The 19,592-nt window shown below is 43.2% G+C and carries 17 protein-coding genes; 15 read left to right on the top strand and 2 right to left on the bottom strand.

Annotated elements, in window-relative coordinates:
- Positions 1-474 precede the first annotated feature (474 nt).
- The 10 genes from RTR76_RS19330 to RTR76_RS19285 all read left to right on the top strand — a co-directional run bounded on the left by RTR76_RS19330 (position 475) and on the right by RTR76_RS19285 (position 12,359).
- Positions 475-1,005 carry a pyridoxamine 5'-phosphate oxidase family protein gene (locus RTR76_RS19330; protein ID WP_312524046.1) on the top strand — a complete coding sequence of 177 codons (531 nt, stop codon included), beginning with the start codon at positions 475-477 and terminating at the stop codon, positions 1,003-1,005.
- Between the two features lie 140 nt (positions 1,006-1,145).
- Positions 1,146-1,418, top strand: a complete 273-nt coding sequence (locus RTR76_RS19325; RefSeq protein ID WP_312524042.1) for a hypothetical protein — start codon at positions 1,146-1,148, stop codon at positions 1,416-1,418.
- A gap of 151 nt (positions 1,419-1,569) precedes the next feature.
- Positions 1,570-3,639 (top strand): sigma 54-interacting transcriptional regulator, encoded by a 2,070-nt coding sequence (locus tag RTR76_RS19320; RefSeq protein WP_312524041.1) that lies wholly within the window; start codon positions 1,570-1,572, stop codon positions 3,637-3,639.
- Positions 3,640-3,778: 139 nt separating this feature from the next.
- Entirely contained in the window at positions 3,779-4,168 is a 390-nt protein-coding gene (locus RTR76_RS19315; protein ID WP_312524040.1) for a DUF1232 domain-containing protein, read from the top strand.
- A 30-nt stretch (positions 4,169-4,198) separates the two neighbouring features.
- Entirely contained in the window at positions 4,199-6,388 is a 2,190-nt protein-coding gene (locus RTR76_RS19310) for a DNA topoisomerase III (RefSeq protein ID WP_312524039.1), read from the top strand.
- Positions 6,389-6,417: 29 nt separating this feature from the next.
- Positions 6,418-8,244, top strand: coding sequence for a sigma 54-interacting transcriptional regulator (locus RTR76_RS19305; RefSeq protein ID WP_312524037.1), 1,827 nt, complete (start codon positions 6,418-6,420; stop codon positions 8,242-8,244).
- Positions 8,245-8,443: 199 nt separating this feature from the next.
- Entirely contained in the window at positions 8,444-9,472 is a 1,029-nt protein-coding gene (locus RTR76_RS19300; protein WP_312524028.1) for a C4-dicarboxylate TRAP transporter substrate-binding protein, read from the top strand.
- A gap of 72 nt (positions 9,473-9,544) precedes the next feature.
- Positions 9,545-10,036, top strand: a complete 492-nt coding sequence (locus RTR76_RS19295; protein ID WP_312524026.1) for a TRAP transporter small permease — start codon at positions 9,545-9,547, stop codon at positions 10,034-10,036.
- Positions 10,037-10,043: 7 nt separating this feature from the next.
- Positions 10,044-11,321: a TRAP transporter large permease gene (locus RTR76_RS19290; RefSeq protein WP_312524025.1), complete on the top strand. Its 1,278-nt coding sequence runs from the start codon at positions 10,044-10,046 to the stop codon at positions 11,319-11,321.
- 21 nt (positions 11,322-11,342) lie between these two features.
- Entirely contained in the window at positions 11,343-12,359 is a 1,017-nt protein-coding gene (locus RTR76_RS19285) for a zinc-binding alcohol dehydrogenase family protein (RefSeq protein WP_312524023.1), read from the top strand.
- Between the two features lie 73 nt (positions 12,360-12,432).
- On the opposite strand, the gene RTR76_RS19280 is transcribed toward RTR76_RS19285, so the two are convergent.
- Positions 12,433-12,897 carry a hypothetical protein gene (locus tag RTR76_RS19280; RefSeq protein WP_312524015.1) on the bottom strand — a complete coding sequence of 155 codons (465 nt, stop codon included), beginning with the start codon at positions 12,895-12,897 and terminating at the stop codon, positions 12,433-12,435.
- A complete protein-coding gene (locus tag RTR76_RS19275) occupies positions 12,894-13,172 on the bottom strand; it encodes a hypothetical protein (protein WP_312524013.1) in 279 nt (92 codons plus the stop codon). Before RTR76_RS19275 ends, RTR76_RS19280 begins: the two co-directional genes overlap by 4 nt.
- A 218-nt stretch (positions 13,173-13,390) precedes the next feature.
- On the opposite strand from RTR76_RS19275, the gene RTR76_RS19270 reads away from it, so the two are divergent.
- The 5 genes from RTR76_RS19270 (at position 13,391) to RTR76_RS19250 (ending at position 19,592) form a co-directional block, all read left to right on the top strand.
- Positions 13,391-15,010, top strand: a complete 1,620-nt coding sequence (locus RTR76_RS19270; protein WP_312524012.1) for an ATP-binding cassette domain-containing protein — start codon at positions 13,391-13,393, stop codon at positions 15,008-15,010.
- 107 nt (positions 15,011-15,117) lie between these two features.
- Positions 15,118-15,792, top strand: coding sequence for a response regulator transcription factor (locus RTR76_RS19265; RefSeq protein ID WP_312524011.1), 675 nt, complete (start codon positions 15,118-15,120; stop codon positions 15,790-15,792).
- Between the two features lies 1 nt (position 15,793).
- Positions 15,794-17,056, top strand: coding sequence for an ATP-binding protein (locus RTR76_RS19260; protein WP_312524010.1), 1,263 nt, complete (start codon positions 15,794-15,796; stop codon positions 17,054-17,056).
- Between the two features lie 141 nt (positions 17,057-17,197).
- Complete coding sequence (locus tag RTR76_RS19255) at positions 17,198-18,472, top strand: TolC family protein (RefSeq protein ID WP_312524008.1); 1,275 nt, start codon at positions 17,198-17,200, stop codon at positions 18,470-18,472.
- A 25-nt stretch (positions 18,473-18,497) separates the two neighbouring features.
- Positions 18,498-19,592, top strand: a complete 1,095-nt coding sequence (locus tag RTR76_RS19250) for an efflux RND transporter periplasmic adaptor subunit (RefSeq protein WP_312524007.1) — start codon at positions 18,498-18,500, stop codon at positions 19,590-19,592.

Genomic DNA, 19,592 nt, shown 5'->3' with positions numbered 1-19,592 from the left:
AGGATAGGAAGTCGCTGATTAGACAAAAGCACTTACAACTGTGAGTGCTTTTTTGTTTTATTTATAATAGAATTTACTCAAATAGGGGCAATAAGAGTAGCATTGAGGCGAGGTCGTTCAGACGGTTTTAGCTGCAAGGCGGAGTGAGAACGCAACTGGAGTTGTACTGGAAGTACGGAAGGTGCGCTCGGAGCGAGTGCGCAATTTCTTGGCACTTTAGTGCCTTAGAAATGCGGCCTACCCCTTGCGGGTGCAACGCGGCAGATGAAGCCGTATCAACGACCGGAGCAGCGCTGTTACAACGCTCCGAGGCTGCTGCTTAGCCAACGCTTATGCAACGGCGCTCCCCCTGCCTGATTAGTAAATTATCACAAAGAAGCATAAGTAAGGATGTTGTAGTACAAGGAACAGGAGTTTTTATAGTGAGCGGGAAATATAAAAAGTGGAAAAAATGGACAGAGAGGGTGTTCTTTAATGCATCAGGTAAGCTATACGAAACGAAACTGCACCGATCAGGAGAAAATTGAAGCTTTTCTTTTGAGGGAAAGAGTTGGCGTGGTCGGAATGGTGAGTGACGGACTTCCCTACGGCGTTCCCGTAAATTATGTATGGTACAACGGCTCCGTTTACTTTCATGGCATGGGTTCGGGTAGAAAGGTAACCATTCTTTCCAAGGAGCCACAGGTTTGTTTCACAGTCTATAAGGAAGAGGGGACAGTGACTGATCCGGTACCCTGTCATGCTGATACGGCATATATGAGCGTAATGCTTTTTGGAAAGGCTGAAAAAGTAACTGACTTTGCAGAGTCTGCTGCCGTTTTGCAGAAGATGCTTGATAAATTTATGCCAAAGTATTACAGCAATACGTTATCCAGTACCTTGATTGAGAAGTATCGCTCTTCACACGATGGTAATGGGGTTGCCGTTTACCGGATAACGCCACAGGAAATGACAGCCAAGGAGAATTCGGCGGAGCCCAAGGATCTATTTAGCCTGAAAATGTAATAACAGCAGGTTTGCATACAGCCATTGATCCGCCTTTCGCGTGATCAATGGCTGTAATCATTATATGTAGTCAAATATTTGAGTGTCTGGCATGATCGATGCATTAGTAAATGCCAGAAGCTATAGAGGGGGGAGTAAAAATGTTTGATTTTAACGTGTTATTACAAAAACTGGATGGCAAGGAATGTATTCAAGGGACTTATGTCCGCAAAGCTGTTGAAAGTGATGGTATGATTCAGTTTGACAGCCTTCTCGTGAGAGGCTGCGGTAGTCAGGAATTTATTACTACTAATGAGGAACAAAGCAGCGAATTTTTTCAAAAAGCAGAGTATCAAGGTTATGCGACCAATAGTTCTTCATACGATAATCAGGATCAATATGAAACAGTAGGTTACTGGCACACCCGAGCATAAGGCAGATAAGAAGGTGTCGGGTAGCTGTCGCCGCAGACAGTTCCCGACACCTTTTTATTTTCCAGGCAATAAAAAAATCGCAATCCAGCAGGAGAATAAAGCTGAGTGAACAATAAAAATAATATAGTCAGGCTTGGGGAGGCGGTTGTCTATGCTAGTGCGCAATTATATGACACTGGAACCTAAGGCACTCTGGTCTTATAATACGTTGTCAGATGCAGCTTTTCTTTTCTATAAATATCAGATTAAAGGCGCTCCTGTTATTGATGAGCAAAAAAAAGTGTGCGGAATAGTTACCTTTGCTCAATTAATTAAGGCGATACTTAATAATTTGCCACTTAATGAACCTGTTCGTACCTTTATGTGTGTGAATGTAATTACGGTAAAACCTGACTCGACCTTGGAGGAAGCCTGGGATATTCCAGTAAAACGTCTGCCGGTAGTGGATAAAGATAATAAATTAGTTGGCATTATTACAAAAAGCACTTTCCTGCGGGCTTTTCAGGCACAACTGGAGAGAGCCAATAGCGAAATCGACGCTATCATCCGTTCTGCTCATAGCGGCATACTGGTTATAGACAGCTACGGACGCATCGTTACGATAAATGGAGGAGGAGCAAGACTGCTTAACGTAAATGCTCAGGAGGTAATTGGCGAGGATATAGCCGTAATTACAAATGAGTTTTTACTGAAGCAAGTATTAGTTACGGGCGAAAGCAGGCTCAGACGGCGGGCTGAAATTAATGGTCAGAATCTTTTTTTCAGCACTGCGCCTATTATGGAAGGGATGGAAGTCGTTGGTGCGGTAACGATTATTCAGGATACATCTGAATTACAAGTGATTATAGAAAAATGCAGTTCGCTGCAAACGGAAGCGCAATTATTAGAAGCCGTAATGGAAACAACCCACAGAGGAATTGCCGTGATTGATGAGAATGGGGATATGCTGCGGGTGAACAAGTTTTTTGAAGAGATGTTTGGCTATAACCGGGAGGATATAATAGGTTCGTCAGCAGCGGATTTGATTCCTGAGGCACATTTATCAGCTGCAGTTGAAACAGGAGTACCTCACGTATATCAGCTTTTTTGCCATAAGGGAAGAGCATTTTTATTAAATCGCTTACCGCTATTTGTAGAGGGAAAGGTTACGGGCGTATTAGGTGAATTTATCAGCTTTGATGGCAATCAGTTAAAAGACCTGCAAAAGAAATTAACGGTTTTGGAGCAACAGTATCCGCAGGAGAAAGCAGAAATAGCAGGCATGCATGCAGCTCGGTTCACTTTTGAGCATATTATTGGACAGTCACGCAAAATCATCCAGGCTAAAAATGTTGCTGCAAAAGCTGCCGCCAGCAACAGCAGTGTACTCATTACAGGCGAAAGCGGAACAGGGAAAGAGTTGTTCGCCCATGCCATACATAATGCCAGTGAAAGACAAGATAAACCTTTTGTATGTGTAAATTGTGCAGCGATACCTGCTGAGCTTTTAGAGGCCGAACTATTTGGCTTTGAAGATGGTGCTTTTACTGGTGCTAGAAAAGGTGGCAAAAAGGGTAAATTTGAGCTGGCTGATAAAGGCACAATTTTTCTTGATGAAGTAGGCGATATGCCATTAGTCATGCAGGCGAAATTACTCCGCGTTTTGCAGGATGGGCGAGTGGAACACGTAGGAGGAACCAGTATAATTTCCTGTGATGTGCGTATCATAGCAGCTACGAACAAGGACTTAAATAAAATGGTGCTCGCTAAAGCATTTCGCGAGGACTTATTTTACCGGCTGAATGTCATTAATCTTCAGCTGCCTTCGCTTAGAGAACGAATGGAAGACTTTGGGGAATTAACAGCAACACTATTGCAAGCAATTTGCGCCAAACTAAAAATACCGGACAAGAAGCTGTCTGCTCAGGTTATTGCTATTTTACGCAGTTATGGCTGGCCGGGAAATGTCCGTGAATTATTGAACTGTCTGGAGAAACTGGCAGTAATGACTGGGGCTGTTGAAATTAAACCCAATCATTTGACGGTGCTGCAAATTCCTTTACAGCAGCTTGATCATTGTGGTACAGGGAGATTGGCAAGTGACTTGGATGATCAAGCAGAAAAAGCTAAAATTATTGAAATATTGCATCAAACTGGTGGCAACAGGTCTGTGGCTGCTCGGCTTTTAGGCATACATCGGTCAACCTTGTATGAAAAACTAAAAAAATATCATATAGGGTAATGCAAGTTAATGTCGGGGGGGACACGAGGTGTGTCTCCTCCGACATTACTGTTATTATTTGTTTTGCCGATCCTGCTATGAACAAGCTATAATAAGGAGAAGCTAGTTTTAAAGCAGAAAAACTCAGGTGGTGATGCGCGTGTTTCAAAGAAGTAGTATAGTTAAGGCATGGGGCTGGCTGACCAAAGTTAAAGATGATGTATTGATTTTGTATTATGCCTGGAAGAATCCCAAAACCCCTGCCTATATTAGAGGATTACTCGTGCTGATGGCAGCTTATGTGATCAGTCCGATCGATATTGTGCCGGATTATTTACCTTTCCTTGGTCTTATGGATGATTTGACGGTCATTCCGGTTGGGATACTTTCCTTAACTCAGTTATTACCCAAACAGGTACGTCTGGAGAGTGAGCGGGAAAGTCAAAAGTGGCGCAAGCGTATACCTTTTATTGTGGGACTGCTGGGCATAATTGGCCTGGCTTGGATCGTCATGGCAATCGTGGGGATTGGATATTTATTGCAAAAATAAAATGTTAAGCAGATGAGAGTGAGGATAATTATGGCAAAAGTTTTAGTATTAGCTGAAAAACCTTCAGTAGGCAGGGATCTTGCCCGTGTGCTGCACTGTCATAAGTCAGGTAACGGCTACTTCGAAGGTGATAAGCATGTTGTGACCTGGGCTTTGGGACATCTAGTCACATTAGCAGATCCCGAGGCTTATGATGATAAATATAAATCATGGAAGATTGAAGATTTACCTATGCTGCCTGAGCATTTAAAGCTTGTTGTCATTAAGCAGAGTGCCAAGCAATTTCAAGTTGTTAAAGAGCAGCTTCATCGCAAAGATATTACAGAAATTGTTGTTGCAACCGATGCAGGACGCGAGGGAGAACTTGTTGCCCGCTGGATTATTGAAAAAGCCAACAGCAATAAGCCCTTAAAACGTTTATGGATCTCTTCCGTTACAGACAAAGCCATACAACAAGGTTTTGCCAACCTGCGTCCCGGAAAAGAATATGAAAACCTGTATTATTCGGCAGTTGCCCGTTCAGAGGCTGACTGGTATGTTGGTCTTAATGCCACCAGAGCATTGACCTGTAAGTACAATGCCCAGCTTTCCTGTGGCAGAGTGCAGACGCCAACATTAGCGATAATTGCCCAGCGGGAAGAAGAAATTCAGCATTTTAAACCTCGCAAGTATTATGGCATTACTGCTGTAGCGGATAAGCTGCAACTCACCTGGCAGGATAGCAAAACGAATGACAGCAAATGCTTTGATAAGGCAAAGTGTGAAACGATTATTGCATCGTTAAAGCAACAGACTGCAAGCATTGCTGCTGTTGATAAAGCCTATAAAAAGAAGTTTTCTCCACAACTTTATGATTTGACGGAGCTGCAGCGTGATGCGAATAAATTCTTTGGCTATTCAGCTAAGGAGACACTATCCATTATGCAGAAATTATACGAAAGCCATAAAATACTCACGTATCCAAGAACCGACTCCCGTTATATTTCAACTGATCTTGTTGATACGTTAAAAGACAGGGTTAATGCCTGCGGTGTCGGCCCTTATACAAAGCTTGCCTTTAAAGTGGTCAAGGGACCAATTAAGGCGAACTCCGCTTTTGTTGATAATACCAAAGTGTCTGATCATCACGCTATTATTCCAACAGAGCAGACGGTTGTTTTAACGGCTTTAAGTGAAAAAGAACGGAAAATTTATGATTTAGTGGTAAAACGCTTTTTGTCCGTCCTGTATCCCCCTTTTGAATATGAACAAACAACAATTAAAGCGACAATCGGGGGACAAAATTTCATTGCCAGAGGCAAGACGGTAATTGCCATGGGGTGGAAAGAGATTTATCAAAATGAAACAGAAGAAGATGAAGGTAAAGAAGATATAAAAGAACAGTTATTACCTTCTTTACGTAAAGGCGATCAATTGCCAGTTGCGGTTTTTACCTTAAATACGGGTGAAACGAAACCTCCGGCACCATTTAATGAAGGAACCTTGTTATCGGCAATGGAGAATCCCGGGAAATATTTGAATGCCGGTGATGAGTCTTTAAAGAGGACATTGGGAGAAACGGGCGGCCTGGGAACGGTAGCAACGCGAGCGGATATTATCGAGAAGCTGTTTCAAGGTTTTTTGATCGAAAAAAAGGGCAAAGATGTTATCATTACGGCAAAGGGCAAGCAATTATTGGAGCTGGTTCCAGCAGATTTACGCTCACCGGCGCTGACTGCGAATTGGGAACAGAAACTAAGTGCCATAGCCAAAGGTACGCTGCGTAAAAATGATTTTTTAACTGACATAAAAAAGTATACGAAGTCAGCCGTTGAAGAGATAAAAAATAGCCAGGAAAAGTTTCGTCATGATAATATGACAAGAAGTAAATGTCCTGATTGCGGTAAATACATGCTAGAGGTAAATGGGAAAAAGGGCAAAATGTTAGTTTGTCAGGATCGGGAGTGCGGACACAGGAAAGGAATAGCCCGCATTACGAATGCGCGGTGCCCTAATTGCCATAAGAAACTGGAAATGCGCGGTGAAGGAGAAAACCAGTTATTTGTATGTGCCTGTGGTTATCGCGAAAAGCTGTCTTCTTTTACAGAGCGAAGAAAAAAGGAAACTTCAAATGTTTCTAAGCAAGATGTATCAAGATTTTTAAAAGAGCAGCAACAACAAAAAAATGAGCCGATTAATAATGCGCTTGCTGAAGCGCTTGCTAAACTGAAACTAAAATGATCGTGTAATAAGGAGAGGTGGTTTATTTGATGCCTGTTTTATTTCTTGCCCCTTTTCACAGTATGGCGAACATTGCAGCAAATATCGCAGAAGAGATGAAAATACCTCTGGTGGTTGAGGTTGCTGATGATGATAATGCGCAAGCTATGCTGCAGCGGCATCAATCGGTAGAAGTGGTGATTAGCCGGGGAGGAGTCGCTGAGAAGATCAGCGAAATAGCAGGCATCGTGGTAGTCGAAATCACCATGTCAACAAATGACTTGTTAAGCGCCTTAAGCCGCCTTACCCGGGATGGTATTCAAAGTATTGCCATTGTGAGCCGGGCCAACATATTTGATGGTACGGTGGGAGATTTTCGTATTGCTGATACGCAAATCTACATACGATCCTGTGTAGATGAGGAAGAGATTGCACAAACTGTTTTTCAATTATATGAAAAAGGGGTTAAAGGCGTTATCGGCTGCCGTATGGCCTATGAAACTGCCAAAAGCTGCGGTATTGTGGCGGAGCTTCTCGATTCCAGTACAGTCTCAATCCGCAAGGCGATTGAAGAGGCAATGCGAATCATCAGGGCTAAAGAGAGAGAACGGCTGCAAGCTGCTCAGTTAACTGCAATCATTGATAATATTGAAGAGGGAATTATTGCTGTTACCGATGATAAAAAAGTGAGTTTCTGCAATAATTTTGCTCGTCGTATTTGTGGTGCCGTTGGCCAGGACATACAGGAAGCCCATATTGAAAAATTTCTTCAATACCGCAATCAGGAACGCATAGTAGTAATTAATGGAACCAGTTTGCTTGCGCGCATCATTCCCCTGGAATTCAATAACCGTAAGAAGGGAGATATCATTACATTCCAGGAAGTAAGCAATATTCAGGATTCAGAACGAAAGATCCGTCTCTCTTCTTACCAAAAAGGCTTGTATGCTAAGGATACCTTTGATGATATTATCAGTAAATCAGAAGTAATGAAAAGCATTATACATAAGGCAAAAAACTATGCTAAGTATGACTCTAACTTATTGATTTATGGTGAGACCGGCACAGGAAAAGAAATCTTGGCTCAAAGTATTCACAATCACAGCAAGCGCTGCAGGGGCCCGTTCGTGTCTGTTAATACAGCTTCTATACCGCCTAATTTGCTGGAGAGTGAATTATTCGGCTATGTGGAAGGCGCTTTTACCGGCGCCCGTAAGGGCGGTAAACAGGGCCTTTTTGAATTGGCACACGGGGGAACAATCTTTCTTGATGAAATTGGCGAGCTGTCTCCTGATATTCAGAGCCGTTTATTGCGCGTGCTCCAGGAGAAAGAAATTATGCGCATTGGAGATGACAAGATCATTCCCGTAGATGTACGGATTATTTCGGCGACTAACCGGGACTTGCTAACTCATGTCAAACAGGGCGGCTTTAGGGCCGATCTATATTACCGGATTTGTGTGCTCCGTTTGCGATTGCCGCCGCTAAGAGAAAGATTGGAGGATATTCCTTCTATTTTTGAATACTATGTGCGTAAACTGGCGGCCAAAGAACAAAAAGAAATAGCAATACATGAAAATGTGATGAAGCTGCTAAAGGCATATCCCTGGCCGGGAAATATCCGGGAGCTTAGAAATATGGCTGAAGTAGTCGTTTATAGTGAGGAAGAAGTAATCACTTCTGCACAGATTGCTGCTATTTTTCAGGAAAATGAAGCTCAGGTTGACGGCGGCAGCTATATTACCATTCAGGAAAAAGGAACTTTAAAGACAATGGAAGCGGAGATTATCAGACATTTGTTATCCCGTTACAGTGCTGAAGAAGTTTGTTATCGCTTGGGTATCAGCCGGGTTACATTATGGCGCAAGATGAAATAAAATTTCAATAATGAAACGAAACGAATTTCAAATATGAAATAGAAATAAAGAACAATGCTGTATTATAGGGCCAGAGGGCTTGGCATGAATATTGCAATATAAATAATTGTTGTATTATTCGCATTAAACATGCAAGGGGGAGAATAAAGAAAAATTCGTTTTTTGAACTTTTTTGTAAATGATAAAGGGGGATAAGGGCTTGAATAACTTTCTAACTAAAAAGTATGTTGCACTGGTAGCCTGTATGGTGGTTTTCTCTTTGGTTTTAGTGGGCTGCGGAGGAAGCAACAATTCAAATTCAGCTAAATCAAGTGAAAAAATTGTAATTAAAATAGCCTATGGCAATAACGTTGGAGAACCTAATGATAAGGCCGTTCGTGAATGGGGCCGCCTGATGAAAGAAAAAAGCAAGGGACAGGTTGAATTCCAATACTTCCCTAGCTCTCAGTTAGGTTCACAAAAAGATGTTACCGAACAGCTTACTATTGGTGCAAATGTCATCACCATTTCCGATGGCGGGTTTTTAATGGATTATGTTCCTGAGTTCGGTGTAACGTATTTGCCGTATCTCTACGATAATAAAGAACAGCTGTTTAAGCTTGTTGACAGTGATCTCTTTAAAGATTTGTCTAAGAAATTAGAAACAAAAGGCTTATATGTCGTTCACAGCAAATGGATTTATGGTGATCGTCATATTATTGCTACTAAGCCTGTTACTAAGCCGTCAGATCTTGAAGGTCTCAAAATCCGAGTTCCTAATATCCGTCTTTCTACTGAAATGATGAATGCTATGGGAGCAACTGCTACGCCAATGCCTTTAGCAGAAGCGTATCCTGGAATTATGCAAGGTGTAATTAATGGAGCGGAAAATCCTATCCCCGTACATTTTGGCGGAAAAATGTATGAAGGTGCTAAATACTTATCGCTAACCCGTCATCAAGTGAATCTTTCTACCTGGATTGCAGGCACGAAATTTATTGAAAAACTTCCTCCCGAAATTGTTGTGATGCTGAAAGAAACGGGAGAAGAAGCAGGCCGGTTCTTAATAAAAGAAAATGAAAAAGCCGATAAAGAATGCATTGAAAAAATGAAGGCAGCCGGAGTACAGGTCGTAGAAAATGTTGACCGTGCTGCATTTAAAGAAGCTACAAAAGACGTGCATAAGAAGTTTAAAGAGTTCCCAGCTGATCTGTATGATAAGGTAACTGCGATTATCAATAGCAAGTAAAATCCGGATACGATCGGCCTCGGTTGCGAAAACCGGGGCCGATCGTGTCAGAATAGTAAGGGGTGTGGATGAGTGGGGCAAGTCATCTGGAAAATAATAAAAAATATTGATGATATTGTAGGAATGGTTTTGATGGCATTCATTGTTTTATTAGCGTGTGCCAACGTGTTCATGCGTTATGTTGTAGGAGCTCCTTGGGGCTGGGTTGAGGAAGTGACTATTTTTACATTTGTATGGCTTACCATGATCGGTGCTGCATCTGTAATCAAGGCTGAGGGACATTGCAGTATTGATGTCTTAGTCCGCCGCCTGCCGCCGAAATATGAACGGACTGCAACGATAGTTGCCGATATTTGCGTAATCATCACATTACTATTGATGATTTGGTATGGCTGGAAACTGGCCATGGGAGCTGGTGGCAAAGTAACACCGATGCTCGGCATTCCCTATACGTATGTAGATCTGGCTATTCCAGTGGCAAGTGTATTTATGCTGATTTATTACCTTGAGCTCACCTGGCTGGATATTACAGGAAAGCGCAAAAAATGTGACTTAGGAGAGTAAGGAAAATATGACAGTCTTAATTGCATCTTTAGTGATGTTGGCACTTTTTGGAATTAATGTGCCGGTTGCTTTTGCCGTAACCCTGGCGACATTTGTGTATTTTTTTATCAGTAATGATTTATCACCTGTGATGGTTATTCAACGCATGATTGGCGGAGCTGATAATGTACCTCTCTTGGCTATCCCCTTTTTCATGATGCTGGGATCAATCTTAAATTATACCGGTATTACGCAGCGGCTGCTTAAACTATCTGATTTGCTTTCGGGACATTTACGGGGCGGCCTGGCTCAGACTAATGTTGTTTTGGGGGCTCTTATTGGAGGTCCATCCGGAGCCGGTTTAGCTGATGCGGCAATGATCTGCAAGGTCCTGGTGCCGGAAATGGTACGAAATGGCTATAGCAAACAGTTTGCGGCAGCTTTAACTTCGGCATCCGCTTTGCTGGGACCTATTTTACCTCCTGGAATCGGTCTCATTATTTACGGTTTCGTTTCAGATACGTCTATTGGAAAGCTTTTCTTAGGTGGTATGGGACCAGGGGTATTGCTTACCTTTTTGCTGATGGTTGCGGTGGACTGGGTTGCCAAGCGCCGTGGCTATAAACCGGTGAGAACCGTGAAGCCTAATCTGAAGGAAGTGCTGCTGGCAACGAAAGATGCCTTCTGGGGACTTATGCTGATGGTTATCATTCTTGGCGGTATCCGTTATGGCATATTCACACCTACTGAGGCAGGGGCAGTTACGGTCATCTACTCGCTGCTTGTTGGTTTCGCGTATCGTGAAACAAAGTGGGCTGATGTGAAAGCGGCTCTAGCGGAATCAGCCCGTGCGAATGGGTCGATTATGCTCATTCTGATGGCTTCAGCGGGTTTTGCCTGGATGCTGACCTGGGAGGGTGTTGCCAGCGACGTAACGACCATGATGGCTGATTTTACAACGAATCCCTATGTATTTCTCTTAGTCATTAATATTTTCTTGCTGGTTGTAGGAATGTTCTTAGATGGTAATGCAGCGATTATTGTCCTAACACCTCTCTTGATGCCAACGGTGCATATGCTGGGTATTGATCCAGTTCACTTTGGGATTACTATGATCTTTAACCTGTCAATTGGAGCTATTACACCACCTTTTGGCACAACAATGTTTCTTACTTGTAACTTAACAGGAGTAAAAATAGATGAATATATGAAGGAAATTATTCCTTTTTATTTAGCACTGTTAGTTGCTTTGGCTGCAACTACCTATATACCTGCATTATCATTAATTTTAGCTGATCTAGTATAACCGGCATAGGAGTGAAGGCACATGAAGGCAATCTATTTGAAAGAAGCAGGTAATATCCAGGTTGCGGATATTAATCAACCCGAATCTAAAGCGGATCAAATCTTGATTAGAGTTAAAAGCGTGGGGATATGCGGTTCTGATATCAGTGCTTATTTGGGGACAAGTCCGCTTGTTACTTATCCACGGATTATCGGCCACGAGATAGCCGGTGAAGTTGTGGAAGTGCCGGCAGGAGAAGAACTGCTTGCTGTAGGTGACAGAGTTGTGCTGGAACCTTACGTATACTGCGGGAAATGTTATCCTTGCCGGAATAAACGAACAAATTGCTGCGAGAATCTGAACGTCAGGGGAGTTCACATTGATGGCGGGATGGCAGAGTACGTCTACCATCCCCGTCACCTGGTGCATAAAGTGCCAGCCGGAATTCCCTGGAATCATCTAGCTATGGCTGAACCGCTTACCATATCTATGCATGCCGTAAACCGCTCACGCTTGCAGCAGGGGGAGTACGCGGTAATAACAGGATGTGGCCCGATTGGACTGCTGGCAGCTCAATATGCGTTGACTATCGGTGCGAAACCGATTATGGTTGATCCTGTAGACGAAAGACTGGCAATGGCTCGTAAGGCAGGCGTAGAGTATACTATCAATCCTGTGAAAGAGGATGCTGTTGAAGTTATCAAGGAGATAACCGGCGGCACTATGGCGGAGGTTGTTATCGAGGCTTCCGGCAATGCTGCTGCTATTCGCAGCTCGATTGACTATGTGGCTTACTCAGGCCGGATATCCTTAGTGGGATATCCAAAAAATGAGGTTGCTTTACCGACTGCTTTATTTACAAAGAAAGAGTTGGATATTGTGGGGGCGAGAAACAGTTTTCAGGCTTTTGCCCAAAGCATCCGTTTAATCGCTGAAAACAAGGTGGATGTGGCAGCTGTCATAACTAAGACCATTTCTTTTGAAGAAATCCCTGCAATCGTTCATGACATATCTGTCAACCCAGGCAATTACATGAAGGTAATCGCTGAATTAGAGTAGATAAAAGGCAATAAGAAAACCTTCCGTGGCTGTTGCCAGGGAAGGTTTTCTGTGTAACCGGGGTTACTTTAAATTAATTTTTATATCTGTTTTTATATTTATCTTCTTCCTGGCTCTTCTTATATTTATTCCATAAGAAACGACCAGCCATGAATACTCCGGCAAAAAGCATTACGTTAAACAGCAGACCCAGCATTTCGGCAAACATGCCGCCACCAAAACCAAACATATTTCCTAACATGCTGCCAAGCATCATACCACCGCCCAATAGGGCCATGTTGCGCAAAAAGCCGCCTGAAGAGGGTTGTTGAACATTTGGCTGCGCAGATTTTGCAGCAGCAGCAGGTGCTTTTTCAGTGTAACTGTTGGCAGGAGCAGAAGGCTTATAGCCAGAATTGGTAGAAGGCGCCGCTTGTTGGGTGCTTGGTGCTTTGGGAGCAGACATTTTAGGCTTGCCGCCGCTTACCGCAGCGAAACCAACAGCATTAAAAGCAAAAGCAAACAGGAAGGTTAATATCAATAATTTTTTCATTTTCATTCCTCCGTATGGGTTTTTACATCTTCAGGGAAGGTGTAAATTTCAGCTAGATTAGGCAATTCGCCTGAGAGATAACGGTCGATATCGTGGACATCAATGTAGAAGGTACAGGCTACTTCCAAATACCCCTGGTCGTTGCCTTGACTTACGCTCCGGATAGCCATCAGCCTTTCTCTAAGGCGGAGGCAGTCGTCATGGGACGCCGTTACATTGAGCGTTGCCAAAGGAACACCGTAGTCCCGAAGTACATCCTGTAGATTCATTCTCTCGGACATCAGTAATCATCACAATCCTTTTCGAATTATTTCTCTAATAGAGAATTTATACCCCCTTTACTATACTGTGAAAAGGGCAAAAAGTCAATGTTTTTATGAACGCCTACCTATGTAAACCACTTTTATCTCCCCATTTTCCTGCTAAAATTAGACATATTTGTGGAGATATGATAAAATTATAACTCGCAAGTACATTACGAAAGATGGTTGTGTGAAATATGATAAGTACAAATGGATTGACCCTTCAATTCGGCAAACGAATTCTCTTTAAAGACGTCAATATAAAATTTACACCTGGCAATTGTTATGGGTTGATTGGCGCAAATGGTACCGGTAAGTCTACCTTCCTCAAGATCTTATCAGGAGAGATTGAGCCAACTTCAGGCGACGTAGCGATTACACCAGGTGAACGTCTGGCTGTTTTAAAGCAGAATCATTACGAGTTTGATGAGTTTGATGTTTTAAAGACGGTTATCATGGGCCATGCCCGGCTTTATGCTATTATGGAAGAAAAAGATGCTTTGTATGCCAAACCAGATTTTTCCGATGAAGACGGCATGAAGGTTTCTGAATTAGAATGCGAATTCGCTGAGCTTAACGGCTGGGATGCCGAAACAGAGGCAGCTCGCTTGCTTAATGGTCTGGGCATTGGTGAAGCCTTTCATTATCAAAAAATGGCCGACTTGAGCGGTAACGATAAAGTGCGTGTCCTTCTGGCGCAAGCGCTCTTTGGTAATCCCGATATTCTTCTGCTGGATGAGCCGACAAATCATCTTGACATTGAATCTATTACCTGGCTGGAAGATTTCTTGTATGATTTTCCTAACACGGTTATTGTAGTATCCCATGATCGTCACTTTTTGAACAAAGTATGTACCCATATTGCTGATATTGATTTTCAAAACATTGGACTTTACGTAGGCAATTATGATTTCTGGCTGGAATCAAGCCAATTGGCACTGCAGCTGGCAAAAGACGCTAACAAGAAGAAAGAAGAGAAAATGAAAGATCTTCAAAGCTTCATCCAGCGCTTTAGTGCTAATGCATCGAAATCCAAACAGGCTACTTCACGGAAAAAACAATTGGAAAAACTTACCTTAGATGATATTAAACCATCATCCCGTAAATATCCTTATGTTGCCTTTAAGCCTGACCGGGAAGCAGGCGCTCAATTGCTGAACGTTGAGAACATTTCAAAAGCAATTGATGGCGAAACAGTCTTGAATGACGTTAGCTTTATGGTTGCCAAAGGGGATAAGATCGCCTTTGTCGGTCCAGATGGGCTGGCTAAAACAACATTGTTTAAAATCCTTATGGGTGAATTAACTGCAGACAGCGGTGATTTTAAGTGGGGCGTAACCACTTCACAGGCATATTTCCCTAAAGACAACTCCGCTTTTTTCGATGGTGTTAATTTAAATCTAGTCGATTGGCTGAGACAATTTTCCCGCGATCAGGAAGAAACCTTTATTCGCGGCTTCTTAGGACGGATGCTGTTCTCTGGTGAAGAGACGCAAAAAGAAGCGAATGTTTTGTCTGGTGGCGAAAAGGTGCGCTGCATGCTTGCGAAGATGATGCTGAGCGGAGCAAATGTGCTGATAATGGATGAGCCGACCAACCATCTGGACTTGGAATCCATTACATCTTTAAATACAGGCATGACAAACTATGAAGGAACTATGCTGTTTGTGTCGCATGACCATCAGTTTATTCAGACGGTTGCTAACCGAATCATTGAAATCACTCCTAAAGGTATCTTAGATAGACGCCTGACCTACGATGAGTACTTAGAAAGTAGCGAAGTGAAAAAACAATTAGCCGAGCTATATAGTAAATAAGGCAAAAAGCAATCCGTAAACGTACGGATTGCTTTTTTCATTGTTCCTGTATCGCACCAGTTGCATCGGCACATACTTAAAGCTAAGAAGTACAAGGAGAAGATTACATGCGAGTTCTCGTTGTAGAAGATGATGACATGCTGCGGGAAGCGGTGGTTGCTGTGTTGCAGGAAGAATTCTATGTAGTGGAAGAGGCAGGTACTGGCAGTGAGGGTTTGTATAAAGCACTGCAAGGCATTTACGATTTGGTAGTACTTGATATTATGCTGCCAGAAATGAGCGGCTTGGTAATTGTCAAAAAAATCCGGGCTAAGGGCAACAGCATTCCCATATTGCTACTGACTGCCCGGGACACTGTGGAGGACCGGGTTGCTGGTTTGGAAGCAGGGGCGGATGACTATTTAATTAAGCCCTTTGCTGTACCGGAACTTTTAGCCAGGGTTAAAGCGTTGCTGCGCAGGAGCGGCAGCGTAGGCCATGAGGGAGAATTGGCATATGGCAGTATTATTATTCAGGCAAAGAGTAAAGACGCATTTATTAATGAAGCACCACTCCACCTAACGGTAAAAGAATATGAACTGCTGGAGTTTTTAATAATTAACCGGGAGCAAATTCTGACACGGGAACAGATATATGATCGCATATGGGGGCTAGAATCGGACACTACGATCAGTATTGTCGATTTATACATTCACTACTTGCGCAAGAAGCTTGCTCCTTATGGGCAGGAGACGCTTATCCAGACGATCCGCGGTGCGGGCTTTATCCTTAAGGAGAACTAACATGCTCCAAAAAATAATGCGAACGCTTGCTACATTAAACTCTCTTGTTTTTCTGCTTATTTTTGCTGTGTTTGGAGCAATTGTGTACGGCTATGTGGCCTATCGCTTATTTGATGAGGTTGATCATTCGCTCCAGGCAAAGGCGGAAGAATTTCTCATTGTTGATGGGAAGATGGCCATTGTTAAACCTGATTCAGTACTGTTTGATCCCCGTATCTTTATTTTACTGCGTGATACGAATGGCTTATTGATCAGTCTTTATCCGAGCAGGCTGGATGAAGGCAATAATGTGAAGGAACTAGCTGCTCAGGTAGGCACAGGACCCCCGGTAACGAAACGAATTCATGGGCATATCTACAGGGTGTACAGCCAGCCTTACCGAATTCCGGATGCAGTCCTTGATGAGTTTGGTGAGCCTTTTACCGTCCGTGACATTATTGCTATTGGGATAGTTGATTCAGAGACTGCTCTTTTAAAAAGTCTCCTGATTGTAATTGGCGTAGCGATGAGTATCGGAATTCTTCTTATTATTTCCGCCGGATTTTATTTAGCCCGCCGGGCATTAGTTCCCATACGCAATATTTGGAAAAAGCAGCAGCAATTTGTAGCAGATGCTTCTCATGAGCTAAGAACACCTCTCACCATTATAAAAAGCAATGCAGAACTTGTTCTTCGCCATCCTGGCCACAGCATCCAGGAAGAAAGCATTCGTATCACGAATATCGTCCGTGAAAGCGTTCGGATGAATAAGCTCATATCGACGCTGCTTACGCTGGCGAGGGCGGATGGGGAGGAAGCAGAGCTAAATAAAACTTCTACAAATGTAAATCAGCTGATACAGGCTGTGGTTGAACAATTTCAACCGTTGGCAGATTTAAAGGGCTTGGCGCTTACGGCTGAAGTAGAGGGAGAATTGGTGCTGGCAGCAGATAAGGACCGGCTGCATCAACTGATGGTCATCATTCTGGATAATGCCATTAAGTATACAACTGCGGGGCAAATTGTAATCAGAGGCCGCTTGAAGGGAACGAATGTTCAATTGCAGATTATTGACTCAGGGCATGGTATTTTACCTGAGGATATTCCGCATATTTTTGACAGGTTTTACCGTGTAGACAAAGCCCGCTCACGGGAAGAGGGCGGTATCGGGCTTGGGCTGTCAATTGCGGAATGGATCGTGCATAAGCATGAGGGAAAAATTAAAGTGGAGAGCACAGTTGGCCAAGGCACGTGCTTTACAATTTTGCTGCCTGTAAACAGTTAGTGCCAGACCAATTAAGAGAAAAATATTGCTAAAATAATAAGAGCACTTACGCCTGTGTAAGTGCTCTTATTATTTTTAATAATCTCTAAAGAAATTCAAAAAAACGGGAGGTAGAATAAGCATAAAGGAGGGTGTAAGCCCGTGAATAATAAAAAAAGTGTTAAAAATAGTGCCAAATTAGTTGCAGCAGTACTGGTCATGTTAAATGCGTCTGTCGCTTTTGCTGCACCTGTAGAGTTATCCCTGTCAGACAGTGTTGCCTTGGCGCTGAAAAATAACCCTTCCATAAAAATGGCTCAATCCGATAAGGACAAATCAAAGTGGAGTGTTGACGAAGCGAAGGCCGGAAGACTTCCTACCGTATCTTTAGGCAGCTCATATAGTCTGAAAGATAATAATCCGGCAGGCACTGACGATCTCAGTAATTCGCTGCGCATGAACTGGCAGCTTTACAGCGGCGGAAGAGTCGAAGGTCAAATTGACCAGGCTAAACGCGGTGTACAGGTTGCTGATTTAGGTGTGGAAAAAACGAAACAACAACTGAAGCTGGATACTACTTCGGCTTACTTCACAATTTTGCAAACTAAAAATCTAGTTGATGTTAATCAGCAATCCGTCAGCAATCTGCAGGAACATTTAACTTCCGTGCAAGCTAAATATGACGTAGGCGTTGTTGCCAAGTCGGATGTGCTCAGAGCAGAAGTGGAGCTTGCTAATGCACAACAGAACTTGATTAAAGCACAAAATAACTTTGATCTTGCCGTTGCAGGACTATTGAATACGATGACAATTGATCCAGGGACTGAGCTTGCCCTTACAGATACACTTAGCTATCAGAAGTATGATAAAACACTTGAGGACAGTCTTGCAGCAGCTCAGGTAAGACCGGATGTTGCTCAGGCCGATGAAAATGTGAAGATTGCAGAAACTGCTATAAAAGTGGCGAAAAGCGGCAACCGTCCTTCTGTTTCGGTCAGCGCATCTAATGGCTGGAGCGGCTCGGTATTACCCGAAAGCGGTGATGATAACTGGAATGTTGGTTTATCAGCCAGCTGGTCACTCTTTGATGCTGGTTCAAGCAATGCAAAAGTGAAACAGGCTGATGCATCACTCGATAAAGTAAAAGAACAGGCAGTGCAGGTGAAAAATGCTGCAGCACTGGAAGTGCGACAAAACTACCTCAGTATGCAGGAAGCAGAAAAACGTATTGATACAAACAAGGTAGCTGTTGGCAAGGCAGAAGAAGATCTGGTAATTGCCAGAGAAAAATACAATGCCGGTGTCGGAACAAACTTGGATGTTATTGATGCGCAATTAGCGCTTACCCAGGCGAAAACAAATGAAATTCAAGCGTTATATGATTATAACGTAAGTGTTGCTAAAATTGATAAAGCGATTGGTTTGAGAGCAGAATAACTGCTGCAGACGGGGGAGGGTAAAAATGAAGGCGCTTTGGCTTTTCATAATGAAATACAAGGTATGGCTGATTCTTGTCATTCTTGCTGCTGCAGCAATTAAAGGCGGCCTGCTTTATCAGGCCAGCCAGACAAAGCAGGTAGTGACGACGAAGACTGTTAAAGTAGAACGGGGCGATATCGTATCCACTGTTTCGGCAACTGGTACGATCAAACCGGTTAACATGGTAGAAATCAGTTCTAAGATTACCGGCTTAATTGAAGAAATGAAAGTACAGGAAAATGATGCAGTTAAAGCCGGTCAGGAACTGGTTGTTTTAGATGATACCCGGCTGCAGGCACAAGCCTCGCAAGCACGGGAAAAGCTAAATAATACAGCAACAAATTATGAGCGCAATGAGCGTCTTAACCGGATCGGTGCCGTATCGGAACAGCAGCTTGACAGTTCCCGCCTGGATTATAAGGTAGCGCAGGCTGCGTATGATGATGCAGTATCCCAGCTAAGTGACACGATCATTAAGGCTCCGATTGATGGTATTGTTATCGGCAAACCTATTCCAGCCGGTCAAACGGTGGCACAGGGTATTTCGAACCCAATGGTCATTTTGACTATTGCCGATATGTCGAAAATGCAAATTGAAACACAAGTGGACGAAACTGATATTGGCAAAATTGCCGTAGGTCAAAAAGCAACCTTTACTGTTGATGCTTATACAGGTAAACAATTTACCGGAAAAGTAGCCCGTATTTCACAGAAAGCAACGGTTACGTCCAATGTTGTCTACTATACCGTGTTTATTGATGTTGATGCTACCGATAACTTGCTGAAGCCGACAATGACAGCCCGCGTTTCTATTCATAGCGGCGAAAGCAAGGACACCTTAACATTGCCTCTCTCTGCCTTGAAATCAGGTAGTACGGGTCAATATGTAACGGTGTTCAGAGGAAATGGAAAAACGGAAGATGTAATTGTCACCACCGGCCTGATCGGTGAAGACCGCGTAGAAATTACCAGTGGAGTAAGTGAAGGTGATCAGGTCGTTCAGGCACAGGTTAAGGCGGCAGCGTCAACGCAGCAGCGCCAGGGTAGTGGTACCCGTATTCCCGGTGTGGGAAGGTAA

The sequence above is a fragment of the Anaerospora sp. genome (assembly GCF_032013335.1).
In the GTDB taxonomy this organism is placed as follows: Bacteria; Bacillota; Negativicutes; order Sporomusales; family DSM-15969; genus Anaerospora.
The sequence above is the reverse complement of the archived record's forward strand: the minus strand, read 5'-3'. Positions and strand labels throughout refer to the sequence as shown.